This is a genomic window from Variovorax sp. Root473 (assembly GCF_001426505.1).
GTDB lineage: Bacteria > Pseudomonadota > Gammaproteobacteria > Burkholderiales > Burkholderiaceae_C > Variovorax.
In genome coordinates this window covers 160,037-172,994 of the sequence record NZ_LMEV01000013.1, presented here as the reverse complement: position 1 = coordinate 172,994, position 12,958 = coordinate 160,037, and the positions used below count along the sequence as shown (strand labels likewise).

The window sequence follows — 12,958 nt, the reverse complement described above, 5'->3', positions numbered from 1 at the left end:
TGGGGTGCCGTCAGACGGCCAGGCGCTTGCGGCCCTTGGCGCGGCGTGCGTTGATGACGGCACGGCCGCCGCGGGTCTTCATGCGGACCAGAAAGCCGTGGGTACGGGCGCGGCGGACTTTGGATGCTTGGTAAGTGCGTTTCATGATGGTTTCCTGATTCCCTGTTTGCGCCGGTTTCCGCATGAAGGCATGCACAAACCTAGCGAGCGCTGGGGGAGCGAGTTTCGGATGGCCCCCGAAAGACGCTGTGAAGGCTTTTCAGGGAAACCCGCAATTATCGCAAACATTGGCCGCCGGAACAATCTTCGACTGGATTTGCGGGCCTTTCCATGTGCAGCGCAGCATGTGGATAAGGTTTTGACAAGTTAGAATGCCCGGCGCCTTCCAGCAGAGAATATCCACAATACCTATACAAGAAATGCCCGAGGGTTCCATCACTTTTTCAAGCGCCCATGTCGACTGACGGCATCGGCGAAAGCCTGTGGCAGGCCTGCGTCGACCAGCTCGCGCAGGAGCTGTCCGAGCAGCAGTTCAACACCTGGATCAAGCCCCTCACCGCGCAGGTCGCCGACGACCTTTCGCGCATGACGGTGTTCGTCGCCAACCGCTTCAAGCTCGACTGGATCCGTGCCCAGTACGCCAGCAAGATCGCGGCCATGGCCGAGAAGATGTACGGCCAGCCGGTCGCCATCGAGTTAGCGCTCGCTCCGCGTGAAACTCCCGTCCGTATGGCGCCCGTGACTCTCATGGCCGAGACGGACGTGCCACGCGACGTGGCTGGCCCGGGCGAAGAGCCCGCCGCCGCCGGCTTCAAGAACCGACTCAATTCGGGGCTCACTTTCGACACCCTGGTCGAGGGTACGGCCAACCGCATGGCGCGCGCGGCGGCCATGCACGTGGCCGGCATGCCGGGCCATCTGTACAACCCGCTTTTCATCTACGGCGGCGTCGGCCTGGGCAAGACCCACCTGATGCACGCGGTGGGCAACCGGCTGCTGGCCGACCGACCCGATTCCAAAGTTCTCTACATCCACGCCGAGCAGTTCGTGTCGGATGTGGTCAAGGCCTATCAGCGCAAGACTTTCGACGAGTTCAAGGAACGCTACCACTCGCTCGATCTGCTGCTGATCGACGACGTGCAATTCTTCGCCAACAAGGACCGCACGCAGGAAGAGTTCTTCAACGCGTTCGAGGCGCTGCTCGCCAAGAAGTCGCACATCGTGATGACCAGCGACACCTACCCCAAGGGGCTGGCCGACATCCACGAGCGGCTGGTGTCGCGCTTCGATTCGGGTCTCACGGTGGCCATCGAGCCGCCCGAGCTTGAAATGCGCGTGGCGATCCTGATCAACAAGGCCCGCGTCGAAGGCGCCGAAATGCCCGAGGAAGTCGCCTTCTTCGTGGCCAAGAACGTGCGCTCCAACGTGCGCGAGCTCGAAGGCGCCCTGCGCAAGATCCTGGCGTACTCGCGCTTCAACCAGAAGGAGATCTCGATCGCCCTGGCGCGCGAGGCGCTGCGCGACCTGCTGTCGATCCAGAATCGGCAGATCTCGGTCGAAAATATCCAGAAGACGGTGGCCGATTACTACAAGATCAAGGTCGCCGACATGTACAGCAAGAAACGCCCGGCCAGCATTGCGCGGCCGCGGCAGATCGCGATGTACCTGGCCAAGGAGCTCACGCAGAAGAGCCTGCCGGAAATCGGCGAGCTGTTCGGCGGTCGCGATCACACGACGGTGCTCCACGCGGTGCGAAAGATTTCGGGCGAGCGCCAGCAGCTCACCGAACTCAACCAGCAGCTGCACGTCCTCGAACAGACCCTCAAAGGCTGAAGCCGAATGTCATCAAGAACGCCCCTCGCGACAGCGGAGAATGGCGTCCTGAAAGCTGATTCAAAGAGATAAGAGAAGAGGAAGAAGACATGATCGTTTTGAAGGCAACCCAAGACAAAGTTCTTGCTGCGCTGCAATCGGTGGCCGGCATCGTCGAGCGGCGTCATACCCTGCCGATCCTGGCCAATGTGCTGATCCGCAAGACCGGCGGCCAGCTGCAGCTGACCACCAGCGACCTCGAGATCCAGATCCGCACCACCGCCGAACTCGGTGGCGACGAGGGCAACTTCACGACCACCATCGGCGCGCGCAAGCTGATCGACATCCTGCGCACCATGCCGGCCGACCAGACCGTGAGCCTCGAATCGAGCGCCAGCAAGCTCGTGCTCAAGGGCGGCAAGAGTCGCTTCACGCTGCAGTCGCTGCCCGCCGAGGACTTCCCGCTGGTGCAGGAAGCCGCCAATTTCGGCCCCGTGTTCAGCGTGCCCCAAAAGACGCTCAAAGACCTGCTCTCGCAGGTCTCGTTCGCCATGGCCGTGCATGACATCCGCTACTACCTGAACGGCATCCTGTTCGTGGCCGAAGGCAAGCAGCTGAGCCTCGTGGCCACCGACGGCCACCGCCTGGCGTTCTCCTCGGCCATGCTCGATGTCGAAGTGCCGCGCCAGGAAGTGATCCTGCCGCGCAAGACCGTGCTCGAGATGCAACGGCTGCTGTCCGACGCCGAAGGCGCCATCGAGATGCAGTTCGCGAACAACCAGGCCAAGTTCAGCTTCGGTGGCATGGAGTTCGTCACCAAGCTGGTCGAGGGCAAGTTCCCCGACTACAACCGCGTGATTCCCAAGAACCACAAGAACACCGTCACGCTGGGCCGCGCGCCGCTCTTGGCCAGCCTGCAGCGCACCGCCATCCTGACCAGCGAGAAGTTCAAGGGCGTGCGCCTGAACATCGAACCGGGCACGCTGCGCATTGCGTCGAACAACGCCGAGCAGGAAGAAGCCCAGGACGAACTCGACATCGACTACGGCGGCGACAGCATCGAGATCGGCTTCAACGTCACCTACCTGATCGACGCGCTGTCGAACATGGACCAGGACATGGTCAAGCTGGACCTGGCCGACTCCAACAGCTCGGCCTTGTTAACCATCCCCGAGAACGCATCTTTCAAGTACGTCGTGATGCCGATGCGCATCTAGACCCTGGAAAACACAGCGCCTTGCGCACACAACCCGCGGCCCCCCGCGGGTTTGCGCTTTCAAGAGGCGGCGAATTGAGCTTTTGAGAGCCCGAAAAATCACGGGAAACCCGTGAGAGACAGAGGAATATCCGAATGAGTGCAGAAGAGAACAAGCCCGACGTGCCGCACACCGAGCCGGTCTATACCCCCGAAATCCAGATCGTGGCGCCCGAAGGCGTCCCCGCCGACGCCAGCTACGGCGAAGGTGCGATCACGATCCTCGAAGGTCTGGAAGCCGTGCGCAAGCGCCCGGGCATGTACATCGGCGACACCTCCGACGGCACGGGCCTGCACCACCTCGTGTTCGAGGTGGTGGACAACTCCATCGACGAAGCGCTCGCGGGCCATTGCGACGACATCGTCGTGACCATCCACTCCGACAACTCGATCTCCGTCACCGACAACGGCCGCGGCATTCCCACGGGCGTGAAGATGGACGACAAGCACGAGCCCAAGCGCTCAGCCGCTGAAATCGCGCTCACCGAACTGCACGCTGGCGGCAAGTTCAACCAGAACAGCTACAAGGTCTCGGGCGGCCTGCACGGCGTGGGCGTCTCGTGCGTGAACGCGCTGAGCGTGAAGCTGCGGCTGATCGTGCGCCGCGAAGGCAAGATCCACGAGCTCGAATTCAGCCGCGGCTTCGTGCAGAACCGCCTGCTCGAGACCGTGAACGGCTTCGAGGTCTCGCCCATGAAGGTCATCGGCGACACCGACAAGCGCGGCACCGAAGTGCACTTCCTGCCCGACACGGAAATCTTCAAGGAAAACAACGATTTCCACTACGAGATCTTGAGCAAGCGCCTGCGCGAGCTGAGTTTCCTGAACAACGGCGTGCGCATCCGCCTGCTGGACGAACGCACCGGCAAGGAAGATGACTTCTCCGGCGCCGGCGGCGTGCGCGGCTTTGTCGAGTTCATCAACAAGGGCAAGACCGTCCTGCATCCGAACTCGTTCTATGCAGCGGGCGAGAAGCCGGCCGACACCTACGGCGGCATCCCCGGCACGCACATCGGCGTCGAAGTGGCGATGCAGTGGAACAGCGGCTACAACGAGCAGGTGCTGTGTTTCACCAACAACATCCCGCAGCGTGACGGCGGCACCCACCTCACCGGCCTGCGCGCCGCGATGACCCGCGTCATCAACAAGTACATCGAAGAGAACGAGTTCGCCAAGAAGGCGAAGGTCGAAGTCACCGGCGACGACATGCGCGAAGGCCTGTGCTGCGTGCTGAGCGTGAAGGTGCCCGAGCCCAAGTTCTCCAGCCAGACCAAGGACAAGCTGGTGTCCAGCGAAGTGCGCGCGCCGGTGGAAGACATCGTCGGCCGCCTGCTGACCGACTACCTGCAGGAACGTCCGAACGACGCCAAGATCATCTGCGGCAAGATCGTCGAGGCCGCCCGCGCCCGCGAAGCCGCCCGCAAGGCCCGCGAAATGACCCGCCGCAAGGGCGTGCTCGACGGCATGGGCCTGCCCGGCAAGCTGGCCGACTGCCAGGAAAAGGACCCCGCCCTGTGCGAGGTCTACCTCGTGGAGGGTGACTCCGCCGGCGGCTCCGCCAAGCAGGGCCGCGACCGGAAGTTCCAGGCCATCCTGCCGCTGCGCGGCAAGATCCTGAACGTTGAAAAGGCGCGCTACGAGAAGCTGCTCACCAGCAACGAAATCCTGACGATGATCACCGCGCTCGGTACCGGCATCGGCCGCGCCGGCGCGACCACGGCGGGCGGCGGGGCGGACGACTTCAACGTCGCCAAGCTGCGCTACCACCGCATCATCATCATGACCGACGCCGACGTGGACGGCGCGCACATCCGCACGCTGCTGCTCACGTTCTTCTACCGGCAGATGCCCGAACTGGTCGAGCGCGGCCACATCTACATCGCGCAGCCGCCGCTGTACAAGGTGAAGGTCGGCAAGGAAGAGCAGTACCTGAAGGACGGCCCCGCGCTGGACGCCTTCCTGCTCAAGGTGGCGCTGAAGGACGCGAGCATCGAGACCGGCGGCGCCGCCTCGACCACGCTGTCGGGCGACACGCTGGCCGAGCTGGCGCGCAAGCACCAGGTGGCCGAGGCCGTGATTGCGCGCCTGCGCAACTTCATGGACGCCGAAGCGCTGCGCGCCATCGCCGACGGCGTGGCGCTCGACCTCGACACGCCGCCCGCCGCCGAGGCCTCGGCCGTGGCGCTGCAGGCCAAGCTGCGCGAACTCAACACGACCGGTGTGCCGGCCGAGGTGAGCAGCGAGTTCGACGCCCGCACCGACAAGCCGCTGCTGCGCATCAGCCGCCGCCACCACGGCAACATCAAGTCCAGCGTGATCACGCAGGACTTCGTGCACGGCGCCGACTACGCGGCACTCGCCGAAGCCGCCAACACCTTCCGCGGCCTGTTGAGCACCGAAGGCGCGCTGGTCAAGCGCGGCGAGGGCGAACGCGCCAAGGAAGAAAAGGTCGACGACTTCCGCCAGGCCATGAAGTGGCTGATCGGCGAAGCCGAGCGCGCCACCTCGCGCCAGCGCTACAAGGGCCTGGGCGAGATGAACCCCGAGCAGCTGTGGGAAACCACCATGGACCCGGCCGTGCGCCGCCTGCTGCGCGTGCAGATTGACGACGCGATCGAGGCCGACCGCGTGTTCACGATGCTGATGGGCGACGAGGTGGAGCCGCGCCGCGAGTTCATCGAGCAGAACGCGCTGCGCGCGTCGAACATCGACGTCTGATCGATTCCGCACCACCGCGTGACACCCTTCGTGTCGCGCGGTGTGCTGCGAAGGCGTCCTGCGGACGCCCCCTTCACTTTCACTGCTTGCGCTGCACGAACAGGTTGCGCTTCGCATCCTCCGGGTACGCGAAGGTGATCTGCCCGTTGCGCACCACGCCCATCACCAGCATGTTGGGCGAAATCGCGTCCTTGTCTTTGTCCGAGAACGCCCTGTCGTAGGTCGTGACGACGCCGTAGTAGGGACGCTTGGGCTGCTCGAGCGCGGTCTTGATGGCCGGGCCTTCGAGCTTGCCGTTCGGCACATTGAACATCGCATGGGCCAGCAGGTAGGTGGCGTCGTAGGCCTGCGCGGCGGCCATCGGGACCGGAATGCGCCTGGTGTTGAACTTCCGCGCGTAGTTGGAAAGAAATGACGAGCGACGCTCGTTGCTCGGCTCGGCAATGAAGCTCTGCGCCACCAGCGAGCCTTCGGCGGCGTCCCGGGCGCCGTCGATGAACGAGGGGAAGGACAGCGTCCAGGGCCCCACCTGCGGCACCTTCCAGCCCAGGGCCTGCCGGCCACGCGCAATGACGGCGTTTTCAGGGCCCACGGTGTAGCTGAAGATGACATCCGCGCCGGCCGCCTTGGCCTCCGACAGTTCCTTCGTCAGGTCTTTCACGCCGAGCTGGAAGCGGCCGACGTACACGGGCTTGAGGTTTCGGGCCGCCAGCGCCTTCTCGACATCCTTCACTCCCGCCTCGCCGTAGCCCGTGGCATCGTGCAGCACGGCAACCCGTTTCCAGCCCCGCGCCAGCAGGTCGTCGACCACAAAGGGCGCCTGGATGCCGTCCTTGGGCGATGTGCGAAACACGTAGCTCGTGGCGGGCGGATAGGTCGAGGTCAGCGGCGAGCCGGTGGCGCAGGGCACGATCAGCGGCAATTTCGCGTCATTGAAAACAGCCAATGAATTCATCGCCACACCGGTATTGCAGAAGCCGATGGTGGCGACCACTTTTTCATTGACGAGGGCCTGGGATTGCGAACGGCCGATGCCCGGATTGGCCTGGTCGTCTTTCACCACGAGTTCGAGCGAACGCCCGAGATACCCGCCCACGGCATTGATTTCGTCGACAGCCATCTTCACGCCGTTGAGCATGGGCGTGCCGAAATCGGCCGATGGCCCGGTGAAAGGGCCGATGACGCCAATGCGGATCGGCGCGGACGGTGGTGAGGCGGCGTGGGCAGCGCATCCAAAACCCACCAACAAGAGGATGAACCGGCGATGGAAATGAGGCATTGGGGTTTGGCACTTTGAAAGAAGCGCCGAGCCTAATTTCTTTATGCAGCCTTCCATAGCTAGGGTATGCCCAGTCAATTGCGCACTAAATCCAATATGTGTTGCCAATTTCGTTCAAACGATGGCCGGGTGACGAGGCGCAGGCATGGAACCCCGCAGCGGCGAGGCTGCGCCGTATCGGTGGAATATCCACACCGGCGGCTCCGAGCCTGCATCTCAGGGTTTCCGATGAATCGGCGCCAAAAAACGGGGGTGACGCCCGTCACATGGATGTCACCAGCTATGAAAACAATAGCATTCACCTGCGCAACGCAGAAGCTTCCTCGTAAACGCTATATCTAGCCCGACTCTTGCTAAGCAAAATTCCTGACGGATTTCCTGTCACGCAAGATCGAGGACACACAGAGCAATGAACCCCAAGCGTTTCCAGCGGCCCGTGGCTGCACTGGTTCTGGGCGGTGCCACAGCCGCCGCGGCACTCCTCGCGGCCGTGTCGCCGGCCCATGCGTTCTCGAACCCGCCGATCCAGATCGCGCAGGGCATCGAATACATGTGCGGCGGCGCCGCCAAGGGCGAAGCCGCCTTCCTGGAAATGGTCGCACCGCGCTGGGCTGCGACCATCGACTTGCGCGTGAGCGACGGCAAAGGCGCACAGCAGGCCGGTTTCCCGGCCAAGGCCGCCATCCAGATCCGGCAGAAGTACACGGGCCAGACGGTGATGCAAGTGCAGACCCAGGCGCCCTACATGCTCGCGCGGCTCGATCCGGGCGCCTACGACGTCGACGTGACGCTGGGTGGGCTCACGCTCACGCAGCAACTGGTCGTGATCGCCGGCATTCCGGCACGTGCCTCGTTCGTCTGGCCATCGAACTTCGACATGGCCTCGATCGCGCCGCCGCTGCCGCAGGCACTGGCGCAAACCACCGCGCGCTGAGCGGACGCGAGCCGCCACGGCCCGCGCAGTTAAGCCTTCCTTAAGTCGTGCGCGGCACATTGCCTGCCTGCGTGGCCTGTCGCCACCATTGCCCGGAAAGGAAGGCTCCGATGTCTCTCACCACCACCCCCTTGTTCCTGTTCTCGCACGCCCGGCCCGTGGCTGCAGCGAGCGCTGCGGCCTTGCTCGTGCTGCTCGGCGGCGCACTCGCGGCGCAGCCGGCCCAGGCGGCGATGAACCCGCCGATCCTCATGGCGCACGGCGTCGAGTACATGAGCGGCGGCATCGGCCAGGACGAGGCGCAGCTGATGCAAACCGTGTCGCCACGCTGGCCCGCGAGCTTCGAATTCGCGATCAAGGACGGCCGCCGCGCCGACTTCGCGGCCGGTGTGCACGTCACCGTGCGCGACAGCCACGGCACCGCGCTGCTCGACAACGTGGTCTCGGGCGGACCGTTCATGGTGGCGCGGCTTGAGCCGGGCCGCTACGAAGTGGAGGCTCGCATCGGCGGCCAGACGCTCAAGCAAACGCTGCAGGTATCGCCGGGTGCGCCAGCGAAGGCGGTGTTCGAATGGCCGGCAGGCACCGACATGGCCTCCGCCGGCACGCGCACGGTGCGGTAGGCACAGCGGCAAGGCGCCGCGACCGGCACCGAACGGTCACGCCTGCGGCGCCACAATGCCCGCTATCCGGTTGGCGCGCGCTATAGAAAAAATAGCGACCCAGGCAGCTTTCGGTGCCTTGAATGCGCGGCATGCGCCTTGCAGATGCCGTGTCCCGGGCCATGCCCGCGTCTCTCTTCGTCCCGATGCCGATCCGTCCCCTGAGCGTCCTGACCGCGCTGCTGCACGTCTACATCGCGCTGCGCCTGCTGCCTGCGCTGGCGTCGCTCACGCCTGCGTGGCCGCTCGCCCTCGTGCTGCTGGCGGTGTCCGCGGTCACGATGCCGCTGCCCTTCGTGTCGCGCGGCCATCGTGCCGACCGCAAGGCGAAGCCGGCGGGCGAGATGCTGCACTGGATCGGCCTCATCAGCATGGGCTGGTTCTCTTCGCTGTTCGTGCTCACGCTGGTGCGCGACCTCGGCCTGTTGCTGGCCTGGCTCGCGGGTTCGCTCGGCGGCCTGCAGGTGCCGTGGGACGCGATCGCGCCCTGGAGCGCATTGGCGGTTCTGGCGCTGGCCACGGGCGTGTCGCTGATCGGCTTCATCAACGCGCGCCGCACGGCCGGCGTGAAGCAGGTCGACGTGCCGATCCGCGGCCTGCCGGCGGCGCTCGACGGCTTCACGATCGCGCAGCTCAGCGACATCCACGTGGGCCCGACGATCCGCAACGGCTACATCCAGCGCATCGTCGACGCGGTGAACGGGCTCGGTGCCGACGCCATCGCGATCACCGGCGACCTGGTGGACGGCAGCGTGCCCGAATTGCGCGAGCACATCGCGCCGCTGGCGGGCCTGCGCGCGCGCCACGGCACCTTCGTGGTCACGGGCAACCACGAGTACTACGCGGGCGCGCACGCCTGGATCGACGAGCTGCGCCGTCTCGGCCTGAAGGTGCTGTTGAACGAGCATGTGGTGCTGCAGACGCGCAACGTGCGCGGCGCGCAGACCGACGAAGAGCTGTTCGAAAGCGCGCTGGTGCTGGCTGGCGTGACCGACTTCACCGCCGGCCATTTCGACGCCGCGCACGCGAGCGACCCGCACCTGGCGCTGCACGACGCGCCGCCTCTGGTGCACACGCGCGTGCTGCTGGCGCACCAGCCGCGCAGCGCGCCGGTGGCGGCCGCGGCCGGCTACCAGCTGCAACTGTCGGGCCACACGCACGGCGGCCAGTTCTTTCCGTGGAACCTGTTCGTGCCCATGCAGCAGCCGTTCACGGCCGGCCTGCACCGGCTGCACGACATGTGGATCTACGTGAGCCGGGGCACCGGCTACTGGGGGCCGCCGAAGCGTTTCGGCGCGCCGTCGGAAATCACGCTGGTGACGCTGGTCCCGACGAAATCCTGAAACGCAGCGGGGTCACGCCTGCAGTTCGGCCAGCAGCCGGCGCGCATTCGACGTGGCGGCCGCGTGGATCGGCTTCAGGCCTTCGCGCGCGATGCGCGCCGCCACCCCCGTGAACTGACCCGCCGTGCTGGCGCCGCGCGCCGTCGCCTGCACGAGCGCGTCGCCATGCGTTGCCGCCTGGGCCGGCGTGAAGCTGCCGGCCAGCGAGAAGAGCGCCGTGGCGCCCTGCAGCCACTGCTGCCATGCACGCTGGGCGAGCGACGCCTGGCTGCTGTGCCACTGCCTCACCATTGCCAGGCCCGATTCGCTGGCTGCCGTGAGCTTTTCGTGGCCCATGAGCTGGAACTCCGCGAGATCGGCGGCGCTGGGCGCGAGCCCGGCCTTGGCGATGCGCTCGGTGCGCATGCGGATCACCGTGCCGGACGATGCCAGGGTTTCGTGGGTCTTGAGGGCCAGATCGACCCATTGCATCAGCGGACTGGCCAGGCGGGCGGTGGTACTGAAGGACGACATGGGAAGAGGGCACATGAGGGGAACAGAGGGCCACTATAGGCCGGTGAAGTGAAGATTGTTGCGGCGCAGCAATTTCGAGCCGTCGTTTCACCGATCGGTCGCTTTTTGCGGGCAATATTTAACGTTTGTTGTCGTTGCGGCTGGCACCCGCGCGCAGCCGGCGCGCCCGCATCTCGGTGACGAGATAGGCGACCAGCGCCACGGCCAGCGGCAGCAGGTAGTACAGCGCGCGGTAGGCGAGCAGCGCGGCAAGCAGACGCGTTTGCGCCACCTCGTGCGCCAGCAGCGCGACGAACACGGCCTCCAGCACGCCAAGCCCCGCCGGCACGTGCGTGACCACGCCCGCCACCGCGGCGACCAGCAGCACCGCGAGCACCTGCGGGTACCCGACCTCGCCCTGCAGCAGCACCCAGATCACGCCGCCGATGAGCGACCAGTTGACGCACGACATCGCCAACTGCAGCAAGGCCATCGGCACCGTCGGCGTGCGCAGCGCATGGCCGCGCACGCGCCAGACATGGCCGTCCGAGAACGCACACAGCGCCAGATAGGCGAGCGACACCACCAGCAGCACCGCGCCGAGCACGCGCAGGCCGCCGCCGTCGATCTTCCAGTCGGGCGGCAGCGCCATCGGCCAGAAGCAGAATGCAGCGCCGGCCACCACGAGGTAGCCGAGCCAGTTGGTCAGCATGCTGAAGCCCAGCACGCGCGTGATGGTCTCGTTGCCCAGCCCCAGCCGCGAATACAGCCGGTAGCGAAACGCCACGCCGCCCACCAGCGAACCGAAGTTGAGGTTGAAGGCGTAGCTGATGAAGGTCACGCCCATGACCGTGCCGGCGCCCAGCCGGTGCTTCGTGAGGTAGCGGCCGAGCAAATCGTAGGTGCTGTAGAGCCCGAAGCTGGCGGCGGCCAGGGCACCGGCCGCAAGCAGCGTGAGCGCGGGCAACGCGCGCAACGCGGCGAACACCTCGGCCCAGTCGATGCTGCGCGCCTGCGTCAGCAACAGCCACGCGATGCCGCCGAAGAAGGCCCAGATCGCGACCTTGCGCACCCACGGCCACCAGGGCCGGTGCGTGAGGGCGAGGGACGCGCTCATTCGATGGCCCCTGCGCTGCGCGCTGCGGTATTCGCCTTGGGAGCGGCCCGGCGGCTCATGCGGTCTCCGTGCGCGCCGTGCCGTCGTCGCTCGTGTGTTTCTTCTGCTGCGCCATGAGGTCGGTCGCCTCGGCCGGCGTGAGGCGCGGTGCGTGGCGCGGCAGGCGGTTCAGCCACGACGGGTACCAGCGCAGGAAGTGGAAGACGAAGAAGCTGCGCACCAGTCGCCAGCCGCTCCATTCGCTGGCCAGGTCCTCCGCGCCGATCTGCTTGCAGCTGTGCCGCATGAGCTGGTCCATGCGCTCCCAGAGCAGGTGATTGAACGCGGTGTCGCGCACCACGACGTTGGCCTCGAGGTTGAGCGACAGGCTCAGCGGGTCGAGGTTGCTCGAGCCCACGGTGCTCCAGCGGTCGTCCATGAGCGCGACCTTGCCGTGCAGCGGGCGGTCGCAGTACTCGTAGATGCGCACGCCTGCGTGCAGCAGGTGGTGGTACAGCATGCTGGCGGCGGTCTTCACGATCGGCATGTCGGGCTCGCCCTGCAGGATGAGGCGCACATCGACACCGCGGCGCGCGGCGCGGCGCAGCTCCTTGATGAGGCGGTAGCCCGGAAAGAAATACGCGTTGGCGATCACGATGCGCTCGCGCGCGGCGCGGATCGCCGCGCGGTAGTGGCGTTCGATGTCGTTGGTGTGGCGGCGGTTGTCGCGCGTGACGAAGATCACATCGGCCTCGCCCGCTGCCTGCAGCTGCTCGGCCGGCGGTGCCTGCTTCAGCCGGCGCCGGAACCAGCCCGCGCCCTTGCCGCCGAGCGCAATCGCGCGCAGCACGAACTGGTGGACCTCCGCCACGATCGGTCCCGCCAGCTCGACCGCGTAGTCCTGCTTGGCCTTGGGGCCGAAGTCGAGCAGGTGGTCGGCCGAGTAGTTGATGCCGCCCACGAAGGCACGCACGCCGTCGACCACCACGATCTTTCGGTGCATGCGGCGGAACACATTGAGCCGCTGGCCCAGGAAGCGCTGGCCCGGGTCGAACACGCGCACCTTGACGCCGGCCGTGGCCAGGCTCTCGAGGTACTCGCGCGAGAGATCGGGCGAGCCGAAGCCGTCGATCATCAAATCGACCTTCACGCCGCGCAGCGCCGCCGCGCGCATGGCCGCGTGCAGTGCCAGGCCCACCTTGTCCTCGAAGAGGATGAAGGTCTCGATGATCACTTCGCGCTGCGCCTGGCGGATCGCCTCGAACACGCGCGGAAAGAACTCCTCGCCGTTCTCCAGCAGTTCGATGCGGTTGCCGCCGGTCCAGTGGCCGGCACGCTCGTGGGTGTCGCGCATGGGGGCCTCGGTG

At 66.0% G+C, this 12,958-nt stretch carries 11 protein-coding genes; 6 read left to right on the top strand and 5 right to left on the bottom strand.

The window, feature by feature from the left end; translation table 11 throughout:
• Positions 1-10: 10 nt before the first annotated feature.
• The gene (gene rpmH / locus ASD34_RS07220) at positions 11-145 is read right to left on the bottom strand and encodes a 50S ribosomal protein L34 (protein WP_007834827.1); all 135 of its coding nucleotides are present in this window, start codon (positions 143-145) and stop codon (positions 11-13) included.
• A gap of 308 nt (positions 146-453) precedes the next feature.
• Between rpmH and dnaA the strand changes: the two genes are divergently transcribed.
• The 3 genes from dnaA (at position 454) to gyrB (ending at position 5,785) form a co-directional block, all read left to right on the top strand.
• Positions 454-1,833 (top strand): chromosomal replication initiator protein DnaA, encoded by a 1,380-nt coding sequence (gene dnaA / locus ASD34_RS07215; protein WP_056574903.1) that lies wholly within the window; start codon positions 454-456, stop codon positions 1,831-1,833.
• Between the two features lie 89 nt (positions 1,834-1,922).
• Entirely contained in the window at positions 1,923-3,029 is a 1,107-nt protein-coding gene (gene dnaN, locus ASD34_RS07210; RefSeq protein WP_056574900.1) for a DNA polymerase III subunit beta, read from the top strand.
• Between the two features lie 134 nt (positions 3,030-3,163).
• Positions 3,164-5,785, top strand: coding sequence for a DNA topoisomerase (ATP-hydrolyzing) subunit B (gene gyrB / locus ASD34_RS07205; protein WP_056574898.1), 2,622 nt, complete (start codon positions 3,164-3,166; stop codon positions 5,783-5,785).
• 79 nt (positions 5,786-5,864) lie between these two features.
• Here the strand turns inward: gyrB and ASD34_RS07200 are convergent, their stop codons facing one another.
• Entirely contained in the window at positions 5,865-7,064 is a 1,200-nt protein-coding gene (locus ASD34_RS07200) for an ABC transporter substrate-binding protein (protein ID WP_056574895.1), read from the bottom strand.
• 409 nt (positions 7,065-7,473) lie between these two features.
• Here ASD34_RS07200 and ASD34_RS07195 point away from each other — a divergent pair, with 409 nt between their 5' ends.
• The 3 genes from ASD34_RS07195 to ASD34_RS07185 all read left to right on the top strand — a co-directional run bounded on the left by ASD34_RS07195 (position 7,474) and on the right by ASD34_RS07185 (position 10,003).
• Positions 7,474-7,998, top strand: coding sequence for a hypothetical protein (locus ASD34_RS07195; protein ID WP_056574892.1), 525 nt, complete (start codon positions 7,474-7,476; stop codon positions 7,996-7,998).
• A gap of 110 nt (positions 7,999-8,108) precedes the next feature.
• Complete coding sequence (locus tag ASD34_RS07190; RefSeq protein ID WP_056574889.1) at positions 8,109-8,621, top strand: hypothetical protein; 513 nt, start codon at positions 8,109-8,111, stop codon at positions 8,619-8,621.
• Between the two features lie 122 nt (positions 8,622-8,743).
• Positions 8,744-10,003 (top strand): metallophosphoesterase, encoded by a 1,260-nt coding sequence (locus ASD34_RS07185; RefSeq protein ID WP_056574886.1) that lies wholly within the window; start codon positions 8,744-8,746, stop codon positions 10,001-10,003.
• 12 nt (positions 10,004-10,015) lie between these two features.
• Here the strand turns inward: ASD34_RS07185 and ASD34_RS07180 are convergent, their stop codons facing one another.
• The 3 genes from ASD34_RS07180 to clsB all read right to left on the bottom strand — a co-directional run bounded on the left by ASD34_RS07180 (position 10,016) and on the right by clsB (position 12,945).
• On the bottom strand, positions 10,016-10,516 hold the full coding sequence (locus tag ASD34_RS07180; RefSeq protein ID WP_056574884.1) for a polyhydroxyalkanoate granule-associated phasin: 501 nt from the start codon (positions 10,514-10,516) through the stop codon (positions 10,016-10,018).
• 118 nt (positions 10,517-10,634) lie between these two features.
• Positions 10,635-11,612 carry a lysylphosphatidylglycerol synthase domain-containing protein gene (locus tag ASD34_RS07175; RefSeq protein ID WP_056574881.1) on the bottom strand — a complete coding sequence of 326 codons (978 nt, stop codon included), beginning with the start codon at positions 11,610-11,612 and terminating at the stop codon, positions 10,635-10,637.
• Positions 11,613-11,667: 55 nt separating this feature from the next.
• On the bottom strand, positions 11,668-12,945 hold the full coding sequence (clsB, locus tag ASD34_RS07170) for a cardiolipin synthase ClsB (RefSeq protein ID WP_056574879.1): 1,278 nt from the start codon (positions 12,943-12,945) through the stop codon (positions 11,668-11,670).
• Between the last annotated feature and the right edge of the window lie 13 nt (positions 12,946-12,958).